This window comes from Aureitalea marina, assembly GCF_002943755.1.
Classification (GTDB): domain Bacteria; phylum Bacteroidota; class Bacteroidia; order Flavobacteriales; family Flavobacteriaceae; genus Aureitalea; species Aureitalea marina.
This window is the reverse complement of record NZ_MQUB01000001.1, coordinates 134,281-149,198: the sequence shown is the minus strand read 5'-3', so window position 1 is coordinate 149,198 and position 14,918 is coordinate 134,281. Positions and strand designations below refer to the sequence as shown.

16 protein-coding genes are annotated in these 14,918 nt (G+C 44.4%); 11 read left to right on the top strand and 5 right to left on the bottom strand.

What is annotated here, in order from left to right; genetic code table 11:
* Positions 1-23 precede the first annotated feature (23 nt).
* The 4 genes from BST85_RS00725 to xrtF all read right to left on the bottom strand — a co-directional run bounded on the left by BST85_RS00725 (position 24) and on the right by xrtF (position 1,950).
* Positions 24-428 (bottom strand): HYC_CC_PP family protein, encoded by a 405-nt coding sequence (locus tag BST85_RS00725; protein WP_146090612.1) that lies wholly within the window; start codon positions 426-428, stop codon positions 24-26.
* A gap of 69 nt (positions 429-497) precedes the next feature.
* Entirely contained in the window at positions 498-941 is a 444-nt protein-coding gene (locus tag BST85_RS00720) for a hypothetical protein (protein ID WP_104811506.1), read from the bottom strand.
* Positions 942-977: 36 nt separating this feature from the next.
* Positions 978-1,403 (bottom strand): exosortase F system-associated membrane protein, encoded by a 426-nt coding sequence (locus tag BST85_RS00715; RefSeq protein WP_104811505.1) that lies wholly within the window; start codon positions 1,401-1,403, stop codon positions 978-980.
* Positions 1,396-1,950, bottom strand: coding sequence for an exosortase family protein XrtF (xrtF, locus tag BST85_RS00710; RefSeq protein WP_245917604.1), 555 nt, complete (start codon positions 1,948-1,950; stop codon positions 1,396-1,398). The genes BST85_RS00715 and xrtF overlap by 8 nt, the downstream gene beginning before the upstream one ends.
* A gap of 89 nt (positions 1,951-2,039) precedes the next feature.
* Between xrtF and BST85_RS00705 the strand changes: the two genes are divergently transcribed.
* A complete protein-coding gene (locus BST85_RS00705) occupies positions 2,040-2,486 on the top strand; it encodes a GAF domain-containing protein (RefSeq protein ID WP_104811503.1) in 447 nt (148 codons plus the stop codon).
* Positions 2,487-2,797: 311 nt separating this feature from the next.
* Here BST85_RS00705 and BST85_RS00700 read toward each other — a convergent pair whose 3' ends face one another.
* Positions 2,798-4,054, bottom strand: a complete 1,257-nt coding sequence (locus BST85_RS00700; protein WP_104811502.1) for an ABC transporter permease — start codon at positions 4,052-4,054, stop codon at positions 2,798-2,800.
* Positions 4,055-4,164: 110 nt separating this feature from the next.
* Here BST85_RS00700 and purH point away from each other — a divergent pair, with 110 nt between their 5' ends.
* The 10 genes from purH (at position 4,165) to BST85_RS00655 (ending at position 14,836) form a co-directional block, all read left to right on the top strand.
* Complete coding sequence (gene purH / locus BST85_RS00695; protein ID WP_104811501.1) at positions 4,165-5,697, top strand: bifunctional phosphoribosylaminoimidazolecarboxamide formyltransferase/IMP cyclohydrolase; 1,533 nt, start codon at positions 4,165-4,167, stop codon at positions 5,695-5,697.
* A gap of 60 nt (positions 5,698-5,757) precedes the next feature.
* Positions 5,758-6,786: a rod shape-determining protein gene (locus tag BST85_RS00690; RefSeq protein WP_104811500.1), complete on the top strand. Its 1,029-nt coding sequence runs from the start codon at positions 5,758-5,760 to the stop codon at positions 6,784-6,786.
* 17 nt (positions 6,787-6,803) lie between these two features.
* A complete protein-coding gene (gene mreC / locus BST85_RS00685) occupies positions 6,804-7,625 on the top strand; it encodes a rod shape-determining protein MreC (protein ID WP_104811499.1) in 822 nt (273 codons plus the stop codon).
* On the top strand, positions 7,615-7,878 hold the full coding sequence (locus BST85_RS14640; RefSeq protein ID WP_342750373.1) for a hypothetical protein: 264 nt from the start codon (positions 7,615-7,617) through the stop codon (positions 7,876-7,878). The genes mreC and BST85_RS14640 overlap by 11 nt, the downstream gene beginning before the upstream one ends.
* 20 nt (positions 7,879-7,898) lie before the next feature.
* A complete protein-coding gene (locus tag BST85_RS14635) occupies positions 7,899-8,120 on the top strand; it encodes a hypothetical protein (RefSeq protein WP_342750372.1) in 222 nt (73 codons plus the stop codon).
* On the top strand, positions 8,120-9,988 hold the full coding sequence (mrdA, locus tag BST85_RS00675) for a penicillin-binding protein 2 (RefSeq protein ID WP_104811498.1): 1,869 nt from the start codon (positions 8,120-8,122) through the stop codon (positions 9,986-9,988). The genes BST85_RS14635 and mrdA overlap by 1 nt, the downstream gene beginning before the upstream one ends.
* A 2-nt stretch (positions 9,989-9,990) precedes the next feature.
* Positions 9,991-11,244 carry a rod shape-determining protein RodA gene (rodA, locus tag BST85_RS00670; protein ID WP_104811497.1) on the top strand — a complete coding sequence of 418 codons (1,254 nt, stop codon included), beginning with the start codon at positions 9,991-9,993 and terminating at the stop codon, positions 11,242-11,244.
* 100 nt (positions 11,245-11,344) lie between these two features.
* Positions 11,345-13,195, top strand: a complete 1,851-nt coding sequence (locus BST85_RS00665) for a histidine kinase (protein ID WP_104811496.1) — start codon at positions 11,345-11,347, stop codon at positions 13,193-13,195.
* Entirely contained in the window at positions 13,188-13,928 is a 741-nt protein-coding gene (locus tag BST85_RS00660; protein WP_181039925.1) for a LytR/AlgR family response regulator transcription factor, read from the top strand. Before BST85_RS00665 ends, BST85_RS00660 begins: the two co-directional genes overlap by 8 nt.
* A gap of 116 nt (positions 13,929-14,044) precedes the next feature.
* Positions 14,045-14,836: a hypothetical protein gene (locus BST85_RS00655; protein ID WP_104811494.1), complete on the top strand. Its 792-nt coding sequence runs from the start codon at positions 14,045-14,047 to the stop codon at positions 14,834-14,836.
* Positions 14,837-14,918 lie beyond the last annotated feature (82 nt).

The window sequence follows — 14,918 nt, the reverse complement described above, 5'->3', positions numbered from 1 at the left end:
TTCAACTGAAAAACGAACAGGTATCAGATCAGGAAAGTCTCGTAGATGATGTATTGCCTTAAACGCGGCGGTGGAGGTCGGTAATGAGGAATGGCCTCCTGAGAAGGCTCAGCTTGAATGGCAAGTTGACCAAAAGCTTGTGAAGGTAATATCACATAATCAAGAACATCCAGGCTCAGGTCCCATTGGGATTTATTGAAGTGATCGTCAGTTACAAGATCCAGGTACTCGTTATCACAACAGTCGTGATCCTCTTCTCCATCCTCACAGACCGGCATCGCCATTTTCATCCCACAGCTCAAATCCGCCTTTCCAAGACTTAAAGTGGTGTGCACTCTGAAGCTCCCGCAGTAATGGGCGGCATAGGTCAGACCACTACTGCTGAGCAGTATAAGAGTAGATAATAAAATTGAGATCAACGCTCTCATAAGAGCAAAATTACAAAAACCGTCGAATTGGCTTTAGTTAAAGGGTAGACAGTAAGAAAACTTTAACGCCTATTCTTGGGCATCCAGCAAGGCCTGCCCTCGATCCATTGCACCTTCCATGGTAGTCTTAAGCTCCATGACGCTGGCTTCGTAAGTATCCAAAAGTGCTTCTTTTTCCGGTGTTAGCTCCTTGCCTTCCATCACTTCCTCACTGTCATAATCGTCACTGAATTCCATCATCCAGGTCATCATGGCCTGATTGGCATCTTTAAGATCCTCAACAGCCTTTGTTTTAAGAGAATCTGCCTCGGTTCCATCCATGGATCCTTCCAGTTGGGTGATCATCAAACTGATTTCCGACATCTTTGGCATAAGCTCGTCATGAACCTCGACGATCATTTCCATCTTGGTGGCTTCCTGAGCAAGCTCGGCCTCCTCTTTCTTTCCGTCATTTTTACAACTGATCAAAAGAAAGCATACGGCAACTAAGCTTAAGGGTAAATTGAATTTCATACTACTGTATCGGGATTGGTTTACAAAGATAAAGCCCTACCCGTTCTTCTGAAAATAAAAGGCCGGTAATAAGACTAAAACTAATATTGGTTGAATCAGGAATCGGCGAGTGTAGAACAGCATCATGTAATGCCCTGGCTTATAGTGTAGTAATTGATAGTAGAACACGCTCATTAACAGTACAAAGGCAACTAAATAGATCAGAGCGGAAAACTGTACAACAGATCTGGAATTAAAGGCCAGACCTAAGATAACCAGGGACAATATAGTATTCAAAAGAAAGCGATAGCCCAGGTTTACTATGAGTTTTCCATTTTGCAATTCTGGAAGATCAGCAGTTTTATAATCGGAATAGAAGAATTGAACCAGCGGATCATAAAACAACTCCTCCTGGAAAAGCCGAATTGCCGCCAAGGCCAGCAGAAGCAATCCGACGAGCGCTATACTAACCCATCTAGTCATGGGATTCTTCTTTTTTGTTATTTATCATCCTGACCCAGACCACCCAAAGGAGGAAGACCATGCCGTAAATAATTCCTGGAAAGACAATATTGTGCAACAACTCCTCTTGTTCAGGATACTTGTTCAGGGCAAGGGTCAAGAAAGCTATGCGAAATAAATTGACCACATAGATCATGGCAGCACCTGCCAATAAAAAGAAAAAGGTCTTTTTAAACCCTTGGGCAAATGCAATGATAAAGGAGACGAAAAGGATGATCACACTAATGGAGTTGCAGCCTTCAACGATCTGGGCAATTGGTTTACCATTCACCTCCAATACCATACTAGCAATTCCCGGATACGGAATAACCTTGGCGTCATAACCAAAATCGGTGAGCAACTGGGTAGTTTGTCTGGCAACCAGATTGGTTACATAATCTGGCGGATAACTACCACCGACAGACCAATTCAAATAGCCTTGATACAGCAATGTCAATAGCAGATAACTCCCAAGAAAGAGAAGGATAAATCGGAGGACCGGTCGGTATTCCTGAAAGAGTGCTTTCAATCGCCGAAATTTTAACAAAAATATAGAAATTGCAACGCGAACAGGGAGGGCATTTGAAATAACTTTACCCGCCTTACGACAATTGGGTTATGAAACATGTACACACGCGGATAGAACAAGCACTTCAGGGGAATGCCAGTTCCGACAATAAACTCCAAAAGGTATGTGAGATACTTCAACAAGAGTTTGAGCACTACGATTGGGTAGGATTCTACTTTGCGGACCACGACAAGCGCCTATTACACTTAGGTCCGTTTGCAGGGGAACCGACCGATCATACGACCATTCCGTTTGGAAAAGGTATCTGTGGTCAGGTAGCCGAAAGTAATGCCAATTTTGTTGTCCCTGATGTCAAAGCCCAGGATAACTACATTGCCTGCAGTATTACCGTGAAATCTGAGATCGTAGTACCGCTGTTCAAAGACGGGGTGAACATTGGACAAATAGACATAGACTCCCACATGATCGATCCCTTTACCCCGGAAGACGAAAGACTTTTGGAATGGGTGAATGCTAAAGTTGCGGAGATACTTTAGTCGTTAGTCGTTAGTCCAAGTTCAAAATATCGAGTCACGATTCACGATTCACGATTTTTACCTTGGGGGCCCCCATGCCCCGTCCGGGATCAATATACGACCCACCTCTTCAAGTCCCTATTGAATTATCCAAGGGTTATCGTGTTTCACATAAGTGATACCCGAAATTTACGAATTCACTGCAGTCTGTAGTCTGTAGTCTGTAGTCTGTAGTCTGTAGTCTGTAGTCTGTAGTCTGTAGTCTGTAGTCTAAAATAAAGATTCAAATTGCGAATCACGATTCACGATTCACGATTCACCATTCACTAATCCTACATTCCCGTCCGGATCGCCTCAACCGGATCCAGCCTGGAAGCGGATATGGCCGGCAGTATACCAGAGATCAGTCCAATGATCGCCGAGATAAAAGTTCCTAGGAAGATATTCTCTATGGATAAGATGAACTGGAAGTCTCCGGTGAACTGAGACGCAATTACTGAAGCAATAAACACCAGCCCTAGTCCTATCAAACCACCGATGATGGCCAGGATAACAGCTTCGAAAAGAAATTGGAAAAGAATGAACTTGTTCTTGGCCCCTAAAGATTTTTGGATTCCGATCAGATTGGTTCGTTCCTTAACACTCACAAACATGATATTAGCAATTCCAAATCCTCCAACTAAGAGCGAGAATCCGCTAATCAGCAAGCCAATGACATTCATTTGTCCGGTAATATTGTCAATGAAATCGGCAAATCCCTGTAGTTGATTCACAAAGAAATCGTCAATCTCACCTGGTTTTAGGCCACGGTGTTGCCGCATCCGCTGCTTGAGCAAGGCAATGAATTCATTGTTATCGATCCCCTTCTCCGGTTTGATGATAATGAAGGGAAATAAACTCTTGTTATTCTGTCCAAAGACCTTTCTAGCAGCATTAACTGGAAGAAATACGGCGGTATCCTTGGAGTTCCCGAAGAGTCCTGATCCTTCTTTCTTCAGGACTCCAATAACCGTGAATTTCCTTCCGTAAAGCCTGACTTTCTTCCCCAATGATTGCTCCGGTGAGCTAAAAAGTGAATTAGCGATCTCGTCTCCCAACACCAGCACATTGGACCCGCTGTTTGATTCGGACTCGTTGAAAAAACGGCCATATGCTATCTGCAAGGACTCGATATCGTAATACTCAAAGGACACAGCTCCAATCTCGACATTGGACACAGATTTATCCTCGAATTTTATGGTCTCACTAGCGACATTCAATGTATATGCAGCAGTGTACAGGTTGGGTACGGACCGTTTGACCATCTGGTATTCTTCATAGGTCACATCCGGAAATTGCTCACTTTTCCAACGTGGAATTTCTGTTGGCCCAAAAGAAAAACGTCCTAAATAAATGGTACTATTGTCTAATGAACTGATACTGCCTTCAATCTCTTTTTTCAGGGAATCTACAGCCGCTAGTACCGCAATAATAGAAAAGATCCCAATGGTCACCCCGACCAGGGAGAGAAAGGTTCTAAGCTTGTTGTTCTTTAGGGCATTGATCGCAAAATTGAAGCTTTCCTTTAGAACACGTAGATAGATCAGCATGACAACTTTTTTTGGTTTTGCACCAGATTAAAGATATGTCTTTTAAAGCAGTTAATTGTTACAATTTAGCCCTGAAATTAGTACTTTTGCGTCTTTAAAAATCCCCCCCTATGAGCAATTCGAAAAAGATACAATCGGCACTGATTTCCGTGTTCCACAAAGACGGCTTGGAACCGCTGGTCAGAAAACTAAACCAAGAAGGAGTCACCATCTATTCTACCGGGGGTACAGCCTCTTTTATCAACGATCTTGGAATTGAGGTGATCGCAGTAGAATCCGTGACCGATTATCCTTCTATTCTAGGTGGGAGGGTTAAGACTTTACACCCCAAAGTATTCGGAGGCATCCTTAACCGTCAGGATCACCAAGGCGATGTGGCTGAAATGGAACAATACAGTATCCCCCAGCTGGATCTGGTCATCGTGGATCTGTATCCGTTTGAAAAAACAGTGGCCTCTGGAGCTCCAGAACAAGACATCATTGAGAAAATCGACATAGGTGGGATCTCATTGATCCGTGCGGCGGCCAAGAATTTCAAAGACACCCTTTGTATTTCTTCTATGGAAGACTACCAGGAAGTTCTGGATCTGTTGAATGAAGGAAATGGTTCCATATCCCAGGAAGACAGAAAAAGGTTTGCTGCCAAGGCCTTTAATGTCTCTTCCCACTACGACACAGCCATTTTCAACTACTTCAACAGTGATCATGAGATCGCCAGCTTGAAGATCAGCGAAACAGCAGGGAAAGTGCTCAGATATGGAGAAAACCCACATCAAAAAGGATACTTCTTCGGCGATTTTGACGCCATGTTCGATAAATTACACGGCAAAGAATTAAGTTATAATAACCTCTTAGACGTTGACGCCGCCGTAAATCTGATGGCTGAATTTCAAGGTGATGCCCCGACCTTCGCCATCTTAAAGCACAACAATGCTTGTGGAATTGCCCAACGCGACACCATTCACCAGGCCTATGTTGACGCCCTGGCGGGCGATCCGGTCTCTGCCTTTGGTGGAATTCTGATCGCCAATACGGAGATCGACTCGGCAACTGCCGAAGAGATCCATAAATTATTCTGCGAAGTGGTCATCGCCCCATCGTTTAGTTCGGAAGCCATTGAGATCCTCCAGGGTAAAAAGAACCGTATTCTCTTGGTTCAAAAACACAGCGATTTACCTCATACCCTGACCAGGACTTGCTTGAACGGAGCCCTTGTCCAAGAAAGGGATCATGTCACAGACTCAGCCGAAGGCTTAAAAGTAGTGACTAACTCCAGCCCCAGTCAAGAACAGATCGATGATCTGCTGTTTGCGTCAAAGATCTGTAAGCACACCAAATCCAACACCATTGTCCTGGCAAAGAACAAACAGCTCTGCGCCAGTGGAACAGGACAGACCTCGCGTGTAGACGCCTTAAGACAGGCTATTGAAAAGGCTAAGTCCTTCAATTTTGACCTGAAAGGGGCCGCAATGGCCAGCGATGCCTTCTTCCCTTTCCCAGACTGTGTAGAGATTGCAGACCAAGCCGGGATCACCACCGTGATCCAACCCGGTGGGTCCATCAAGGACCAGCTGAGCATTGATTATTGCAACGAAAACGACCTGGCCATGGTATTTACTGGCACCCGTCACTTCAAGCACTAATTTTATTACATTTGTAAGAATAGCGCGCACTTACTTATAATTTTAACCTACTGGACTTAAATGGGATTCTTTGATTTCCTGACCGAACAAATAGCAATAGACCTCGGAACAGCAAATACCCTGATCATACACAATGACAAAGTCGTGGTCGATGCCCCATCCATCGTCGCTCGAGACCGCACCACCGGAAAGATCATTGCTGTAGGACAGGAAGCTTCCCTGATGCAGGGAAAAACACACGAAAACATTAAAACGATCAGACCATTGAAAGACGGTGTTATTGCCGACTTCGATGCTAGTGAGAAGATGATCAGCATGTTCATCAAGGACATTCCAGCCTTGAAGAAGAAATGGCTGACCCCCTCTCTGAGAATGGTCATTTGTATACCATCTGGGATCACCGAGGTGGAAATGCGGGCGGTTAAGGAAAGTGCCGAGCGTGTGAATGGTAAAGAAGTTTACCTGATACACGAGCCTATGGCCGCAGCCATTGGTATTGGTGTAGACATCATGCAACCCAAGGGGAATATGGTCGTCGATATTGGAGGTGGTACTACCGAGATCGCTGTGATCGCCCTGGGCGGTATTGTTTGTGACAAATCCATCAAGATCGCGGGAGACGTTTTTACCAACGATATCATTTACTACATGCGCACTCAGCACAACCTCTATGTAGGTGAGCGGACTGCGGAAAAAATTAAGATTCAGATTGGTGCAGCAACCGAGGACCTGGAACTTCCACCAGACGAAATGGATGTTCAAGGCCGTGATCTGTTGACGGGAAAACCAAAACAGGTCCAGACGTCTTACCGAGAGATTGCCAAGGCCCTGGACAAGTCAATTTTGCGCATAGAGGATTCCGTCATGGAAACCCTGTCCCAAACACCGCCAGAATTGGCTGCTGATATTTACAATACCGGAATCTATCTGGCCGGTGGTGGATCCATGCTCCGCGGACTGGATAAACGACTTTCCCAGAAGACCGATCTTCCTGTTTACATCGCAGAAGACCCACTTCGGGCTGTGGTTAGGGGAACCGGTATCTGTCTAAAAAACCTCAGTAAATATAAGAGCGTATTGATCAAATAAGGGCTTAAACCAATAGCATGCAACGGATCATTTTCTTTTTAATCCGGAATAAGAATTTCCTGCTATTCTTATTGCTCTTTGGTCTTTCCTTGTTGCTCACCGCCAATAGCCGTTCCTACCAGGGGAATAGAATAGGTAGCTCTGCCAATGCCTTCAGCGGTGGTCTTTTCTCTATCAGTAGCACAGTTAGGAGCTATTTCCAATTATCCAAGGAAAACCAGGCACTTCAAGAAGAAAATACACGGTTGCGCCTCATGCTCAATCAGGAAGAAGACCTGGACTCACTTCCCGTGGCTGTTGGACTGGACACTACCTACAGCTACATCCCCGCCCGTGTGATCAACAACCACTATAACCGATCCAGGAATTATGTGACCCTGAATGTGGGAGACCGGGATAGCGTGAAGATCGATATGGGAGTGATCTCCCCAAAAGGTGTTGTCGGAATCATCAGTGCGACCTCGAATGGCTATTCATCGGTTCAGAGTGTGTTGAACATCAGCAGTCAGATCAACGCCAAACTCCAGAAATCCGGGCACTTTGGCACCCTGGTCTGGGACACCCGAGATCCCAACTTGGTCCAATTGATCGAAATACCCAGGCTGGCTCCTGTCTCCGTTGGAGACACCATTGTAACAGGAGGGCGTTCTACCATCTTTCCGGAGGGGATCATGATCGGTGTGGTAGAAGGGCTTCAACGCGAAGAACGCGAAGACTTTTACGATCTGCAGGTCCGGCTGTTTAGTGACATGACTAGTCTATCTGTGGCTTATGTGATCCAAAATCGAGATGCTGAAGAGATAGAGAACTTGGAAGAGTCTGTGGACAATGAAGAATAATGAGATCCTAAATAACGTCTTGCGATTTGTCCTGCTGATCTTGCTGCAGGTGTTGGTATTGGATCACATCAACTTCTTGGGATATGTCAACCCATACGCCTACATCTTTTTCATTTTGTTCTTCCCCCTCTCGGGTAATAAAAGTCTCTTGATATTCCTGGCCTTTTTACAGGGACTGATCATTGACGTATTCAGTGATACCGGGGGATACACGCGGCTGCATCGGTATTTATTGCATGGATACGTCCGGTGATACTCAAGTTCTCATTTGGTGTGAGCTACGAATACAATACCGTGAATTTTGGAAAGGCCAATATCTCTCAGCAAGTTACTTACATTCTGACCATGGTTGTGGCCCATCATTTGATGCTGTTCAGCCTGGAGATATTCACCGTGGAGCATATCGTCCTGATTCTTAAATCGACCTTGTTCTCCAGTATATTTAGTTTAATTATCATTCACAGCCTAATCCTGCTGTTCAACCGGAATATTTGATGAGGAATTTATTGCTGCCTGGTCTGGTTTTGATCTGTGGGATCGTCTTTACGGTCCGGCTGTTTTATTTACAGGTATATGACACCTCCTTTCAGGCTTTGTCCGATAGTAATGCGGTCAAAGTAGAATACGACTATCCGCAGAGGGGATACATCTTCGATCGGAATGGTGAATTACTGGTCTCTAATCAGCCATCGTATGATGTGATGGTTATTCCGCGGGAAGTCAAAGATCTGGACACTTTAGAGTTCTGTGGTCTCTTGAAGATAGAGCGGGCAGACTTTGATCGTATCATGGAAAAGGCATGGGTCTACTCTCCAAGGATCCCCTCCCCTTTCATACCTCAACTTACGAAAGGAGAATACGCCTATCTGTCTGAAAAGATGCGGAAGTACAAAGGGTTTTACATCCAGAAAAGGTCACTAAGGGAATACCAGGTACAGCACTCGGCCAGCGTTCTGGGCTATATTGCTGAGGTGAATGAACGCATTATCAACGAGAATCCCTACTACCAGATGGGAGAGCTGATCGGGATGCAAGGGGTTGAGAAGCAATACGAAGATTTTCTGAGAGGAGAAAAAGGGGTTAAGTATATCCAAAAGGACCGTTTTAATAAGGAGATTGGGCCATTTAAAGAAGGTATTTATGACACCCTACCTATTCGAGGTAATGACATCGTACTCACCGTAGATTCCAAGTTGCAGGAATACGGAGAACAATTAATGGTCAACAAACGGGGAGGTATTGTTGCTTTGGAACCAGCTACCGGGGAGATACTGGCGCTAGTGGCCGCACCAAATTACGATCCGGCCCTCCTGGTTGGACGAGAGCGGTCTCGCAATTTCACCAGATTGTATTACGACACCATCTCCCGCCCATTATTTGATAGGGTGCTACAAGGGGAATATCCACCAGGATCCCCGTTTAAGTCCCTTACTGCCTTGATCGGACTTCAAGAGGGTGTAATCAGTACCACAGAACGGATCTCCTGCTACGGCTCATACAACTATGGTGGAAGAAAACCCTTAGGTTGTCATCATCATCCCAGTCCGCTCAATTTGGTTGGAGGAATAGCTAACTCCTGCAACAGTTATTTTGCCACGGCCTACAGACGGACCATCGATAAATATGACACTCCACAAGAAGGTATCGATAATTGGAGATATCACTTGCGCAGTTTTGGCTTGGGAGACTTCATGGGTTACGATCTGCCCTCCGGCCGGCCCGGGCTTATACCGGATTCTGAATTCTATAACCGCTATTATCAATATCCCACCTATCGCTGGTATAGTACAGCAACCATTTCCAACTCCATCGGACAGGGAGAGGTGCTGATGACCCCGATGCAGATGGTCAACTTTACCGCCGCAATTGCGAACAGGGGCTGGTACTATAAACCCCATATCATCAAGGAAATTAAAGGGCAGGATACTATCCCCGCGATCTATACTCAACGGTATCAAACGACTATTGATGCCGCCCATTTCGAACCGGTCATTGAGGGTATGTTCGACGTGTACAACAAGGGAACAGCCTCTCATATTCAGATCCCGGGTATCGAGATCTGCGGGAAGACCGGAACGGCAGAAAATTATACCAAGATAGATGGTCAAAGGGTACAGCTTACAGATCATTCCGTCTTTGTCGCTTTTGCACCAAAGGACAACCCTAAGATAGCCATAGCCGTATTCGTGGAAAACGGCTATTGGGGCTCCAGATGGGCCGGGAGGATAGCCGGATTGATGATCGAAAAATATATCAAAGGAGAGATCAGTCGCACCGACATGGAAGCTTTTGTACTGAATGGCAGTCTGGAAGAAGAATACGCCAAACCATATTCGGGAGAACCATTTTCCATCAATCAGTAATTATGGGTAGTAGCGGTTATCTCAAAATAGATTGGTTGACGGTCTTCCTGTTTCTGAGCCTCGTGTTTATTGGTTGGATCAACATTTATTCTGCCTCGGTAGCTGACACCTCTGCTCCATTTATAAACTTTGACCTCGAATACACCAAACAATTGGTTTGGATCGGCCTAAGTGTGATATTGATTATCGTAATCCTGGCCGTGGACACCAAATTCTACGAACGATTTGCAGGCCTGATCTACCTGGTATCCCTACTCTCATTGGCCTGTTTGTATCTGTTTGGTACAACCATTAACGGAGCAACCTCCTGGTACAATTTGGGAGGGATCAGCATTCAACCTAGTGAATTTGCCAAGGCAGCAACCGCACTAGCTTTGGCTAAATACGTCGGTGATCTGCAAACCAATATGTCAGAATTCCAGCACCAGGCGCGAGCCTTCCTAATCGTAGCCCTGCCGGCATTACTGATAGTACCACAGCCTGACCCGGGTAGTGCCTTGGTCTATGCCGCCTTCCTCTTTCCTTTATACCGAGAAGGAATAAGCGGGGTTTACATCCTATTGGGATTTGCGGCGGCTGCTTTGTTTGTGTTGACCTTACTTCTTGGAGTACCCTGGATGGCCGTGATCATTTCGGCCTTGGCGGTATTGATCTTTATTCGAAATAAAAAGAAAAAACCACGCCCGTCCCGGTATTTGCTCGCCATATTGCTATGCATTGGATTCTCTTATTCGGTGGATTACATCTTTAACAATGTATTCGAGCAAAGACACCGAGATCGATTCAACATTGTGTTGGGAAAGGAAACGGACCTGCAAGGGATAGGGTATAACACCAATCAAAGTGAGATAGCGATCGGTAGTGGAGGTTGGACTGGAAAAGGCTGGACCCAAGGGACGCAAACCAAAGGGAACTTTGTCCCCGAACAACAAACGGATTACATCTTTACAACGGTTGGGGAAGAATGGGGCTTTTTGGGCAGTACCCTGGTGATTGTTCTCTTTGTAGTCTTACTGATCCGTATCCTACAACTGGCCGAGCGACAGAAATCGCAATTTGGAAGGGTGTATGGTTATTCTGTAGCCTCCATTCTATTTGTCCACTTTCTGGTAAATATTGGTATGGTGACCGGCCTGCTTCCCACCATCGGTATCCCCCTACCCTTCTTTAGTTATGGAGGTTCCGGACTTTGGGGCTTTACCATACTGCTTTTCATCTTTGTGAAGTTGGATGCGTCCAATACGCATTATCAGTAAGCAAGCAAATCATAAATACAAAATACTCATCACACCCTTGAAACTCGTAATATATTATAAGCTTTTCCCTTTATTGTCATTATTTTTCTAAGTTTTAATCATGGCTCGTTTAACAATCGCCTGCTGCTTTTTATTTGTTCTTTTTGCTACATCTTGCCAATATGGTAGTAAAGATCAGGCCCCAGTAGATAGAGTCATTGAGCTACAAAGAATAATACGTGAAGCAGGTGCCGATTCGAGCCTTGTATACTACAATGAACTACGCGAATTACATAAGCAATGGAAAGGTAGATTCCCGGATTCCATATTGGCAGAATATCACTATCTGATAGGGCGTCACTTTCGTACTAATGGTAACTTGGACAGTGCCGCGATCTACTATCAGAAGAGTATTGAGACGGTTTCGGATTCAATCATCGGAGAACGAGAAGCGGTATATTTTGAGCGTGCCTGGGATACATATCGCCGCATGGGGCGCTATGGTGACTGTTTTGCTGTGATCAGAAATTACACAGAGCTACTTCCAGACTCTTCACCTCCTCTCCTTAAGGCGCTCTCCAATTATTTCAGCGCCGTAACGTACAAGAGCATTAAGGAATATGACAGTACACTATACTACAATGAAAAACGGATAGAATCACTTCGGCAATTGCAGGACACATCCAATATCGCAACCGTTATGGTCTCCAATGCCGAATTGTATTTCTATTACCTCAAGGATCGACCAAAGGCCTTCCAAATTCTAGATGCACTAATTGACAAAAAAGCGAATTTGTCTCCTCGGTATATGAGGCAGATATTTGGGACTTACGGAATCTTCCTATTTTATGAAGACGCATTTGACCAATCCAAAATTTATTATGAATTAGGTGTTGCAGAGATCAAAAAGATGACGGAATCTCAGGACAGATTTGACAAATTGGCTAATGCATATAATAATCTGGCTGAGGTTTCTATTGAGCTAAAGGACTATCCTAGCGCACAGCTTTTTCTGGATTCTGTTCGTGGCATTGGATTTGATAAGATTGATAAACGTCTTCAAAAAGACTATTTGAATTATAAATCCCGACTCACTTACGAATCGGGCAAAGATTTTGACGAACTGCTAACCGATCTGACCAACATTTACGATTACCAGGAACAACTATACCTGGACCGTACACAACGGGAATTGGCTGCTTTGACAACTGCCAAAGAATACGAACAGGCACTCCTTCAGGAAAAACAAGCGATTGAGATCAAAAACCTCAAACTAGAGACCCGTTTCCTGTGGTCATTAATAGTTGGTACATTGTCACTGGTGGCAATCTGGTTGGCATATCGAAGGAGAAAGCTACGATTCGAAAAGCAGAAACTGCAGATGCAACAGCGCCTTCTGCGCACCCAGATGAACCCACATTACACGTCCAATTCCCTTCACGCTATCAAACAACTAGTCAAAAAAGATCCGAATTTGGCAGCGTCCTATTTATTACGATTCTCCAGGCAATTGAGACTCGTACTGGAAAATTCCATGGAAAATTATGTCCGTTTAGAGAAAGAATTGGATGCCTTAAGAGAGTACCTCGAATTACAACTTATTCGATTTCCTGATAAATTCACCTATACCATCAAATTGCACAACTTGGAAGAGGAAGACCCCATATTTGTCCCACCCATGCTTATACAGCCCTTTGTAGAAAATTGCATTGAACACGGCTTCAAAGATCGATTGACCGGCGGGGAGATTAGAATTTCCATGAAGCTTGACAAAAACATTATTGATTGTGAGATAATGGACAATGGGCTTGGAATGAAGCTAAACGAGTCCAACACAAAGCGATCGGCATCCACTAAGTTGATCTCAAATTTCCTAAAAAAGTCCACCGGCCGTAAGGTAGAGACAACTTCGACAAATGAAGGAACACGGGTTACTTTTGCTATTCCATTTAAAGAATCAGATCATGATTAAAGCCATTATTGTAGACGACGAGCCGTTAATCCGGCAGGATATACGCGAGATGATCGAAGAAAATTTTGCTCGAGAGGTTGTCGTTGTCGCCGAAGCTGCGGACGTCAATTCCGGGATGGAAACAATTACTAAATACGAACCGGACCTGCTATTTCTGGATGTGAATATGCCAGATGGTACTGGATTTGATCTCCTGGAAAAAACTACACACAAAGATTTTGAAGTGATCTTTGTAACGGGTTTTGACAATCACGCAATCAAAGCGATCAAGGTAGGTGCCTTGGACTATATTTTAAAACCCGTTGATGAAGGTGAGTTCACAGGTGCCGTCTCAAAGGCTCTAGCCAATAAGGACAAGGAAAGTCATCTTGAAAAACTGCTCGAAGTATCCAGTGAATACTTTAAGGGCGCGCAAAGGAAACGGGTGATTCTAAAGACTGCCGATACCGTTTATGCCATTTATGAGGACGATATCATTTACTGTCGCTCAGATGGTAATTACACCACTTTCTATACCCAGCAAATGGAGAAGATCCTGGTTTCAAAACCCATCAAGAAAATAGAAGAAATTCTAACCGAGGACACCTTTATTCGCTGCCACCAGTCCTATATTGTGAACAAGAAGCACGTTTTGAAATACAACAAACAGGGTGTATTGGTGGTTCACTTGGATTTTAAGGTTCCGGTTTCCAGCCGGAGGAAAGACTACGCACTAAAGAAGATCTTTGACTAAAACCGAATTTGAAAAAAATCCCAGCGAATTTGAAACATACCACTCCATATATAAGGTAGGCCATTGAAAACAGCTGAATTAATTCTACCATTACACCGAAATTCAAAAATTATATCATGAAAACAGCACACATTCTATTTTTATTTACCCTCACATTCTTGATAATAAGTTGTAGCAAGGATTCCGAATTTATCGAAGCAGAACAAGATCAAAACTTCCAACTTGAGATTCCGGCCAGTGAATTAAGCAATTCAATAGATGAAAACTCTTCCAATCGCTTTGGGTTACAAGCCCCTCCGCTAGAGTCTTATATGCAGGTAACGGCCTACATTACGGCCAAGACTTTAATGTATGACGGCGATCAGAGTGCAGCGCAAAATCAATTTACGACAGCCCTTGGCAGTGGAAATGTGGTCAATGTTTCTGACCTCATTGGAAAGAGTGCCGATGGCACGGCCTTTAAGACCTCCTTTGTCCAACACCTGACCAGCTACTTTGACGGAACCGGTCCATGTGAGAGTTGCCCTGGTGGTGAAGAAGAAGAACCGCCACTGACGGGAAATGGTCGATTTGCCCAATTAACAGAGGTTCTGGTTGCCAACTTCATCGATTACGTAACCGAAGACAACTGTGTTGAACTATTTGTTCCAAACCCTCTTAATTATAGCCTTGGACAGATAACCTCTGTTGCCCATCCCATGACCACCTCTACATGGAACAAAGGTTATGAGCGATATGATATCGCCATTGAAGGATTGATCTCAAAACAAGTAAATGTGGTCAATCAGTTGTACGTCAATCATAATAACAATATGATTATTGCCCGACCATTCACAACGACTTCACCGGCCAGTTGCGCCTATACAGATTACAGTCACATTGACTTTACTCAGTTCTTGAATAACTAGTATAACCAACCCCAATTGTTGAGACCGCCTGAATATCAGGCGGTTTTTTTTTGCAATCAAAACAAATTCTCACTCAATCCAT

Excerpts from the sequence above, each read along its gene's own strand:
- BST85_RS00725 (WP_146090612.1), bottom strand. The coding sequence starts at position 428 with ATGAGAGCGTTGATCTCAATTTTATTATCTACTCTTATACTGCTCAGC.
- BST85_RS00720 (WP_104811506.1), bottom strand. The coding sequence starts at position 941 with ATGAAATTCAATTTACCCTTAAGCTTAGTTGCCGTATGCTTTCTTTTG.
- BST85_RS00715 (WP_104811505.1), bottom strand. The coding sequence starts at position 1,403 with ATGACTAGATGGGTTAGTATAGCGCTCGTCGGATTGCTTCTGCTGGCC.
- BST85_RS00705 (WP_104811503.1), top strand. The coding sequence starts at position 2,040 with ATGAAACATGTACACACGCGGATAGAACAAGCACTTCAGGGGAATGCC.
- BST85_RS00700 (WP_104811502.1), bottom strand. The coding sequence starts at position 4,054 with ATGCTGATCTATCTACGTGTTCTAAAGGAAAGCTTCAATTTTGCGATC.
- purH (WP_104811501.1), top strand. The coding sequence starts at position 4,165 with ATGAGCAATTCGAAAAAGATACAATCGGCACTGATTTCCGTGTTCCAC.
- BST85_RS00690 (WP_104811500.1), top strand. The coding sequence starts at position 5,758 with ATGGGATTCTTTGATTTCCTGACCGAACAAATAGCAATAGACCTCGGA.
- mreC (WP_104811499.1), top strand. The coding sequence starts at position 6,804 with ATGCAACGGATCATTTTCTTTTTAATCCGGAATAAGAATTTCCTGCTA.
- BST85_RS14640 (WP_342750373.1), top strand. The coding sequence starts at position 7,615 with ATGAAGAATAATGAGATCCTAAATAACGTCTTGCGATTTGTCCTGCTG.
- mrdA (WP_104811498.1), top strand. The coding sequence starts at position 8,120 with ATGAGGAATTTATTGCTGCCTGGTCTGGTTTTGATCTGTGGGATCGTC.
- rodA (WP_104811497.1), top strand. The coding sequence starts at position 9,991 with ATGGGTAGTAGCGGTTATCTCAAAATAGATTGGTTGACGGTCTTCCTG.
- BST85_RS00665 (WP_104811496.1), top strand. The coding sequence starts at position 11,345 with ATGGCTCGTTTAACAATCGCCTGCTGCTTTTTATTTGTTCTTTTTGCT.
- BST85_RS00660 (WP_181039925.1), top strand. The coding sequence starts at position 13,188 with ATGATTAAAGCCATTATTGTAGACGACGAGCCGTTAATCCGGCAGGAT.
- BST85_RS00655 (WP_104811494.1), top strand. The coding sequence starts at position 14,045 with ATGAAAACAGCACACATTCTATTTTTATTTACCCTCACATTCTTGATA.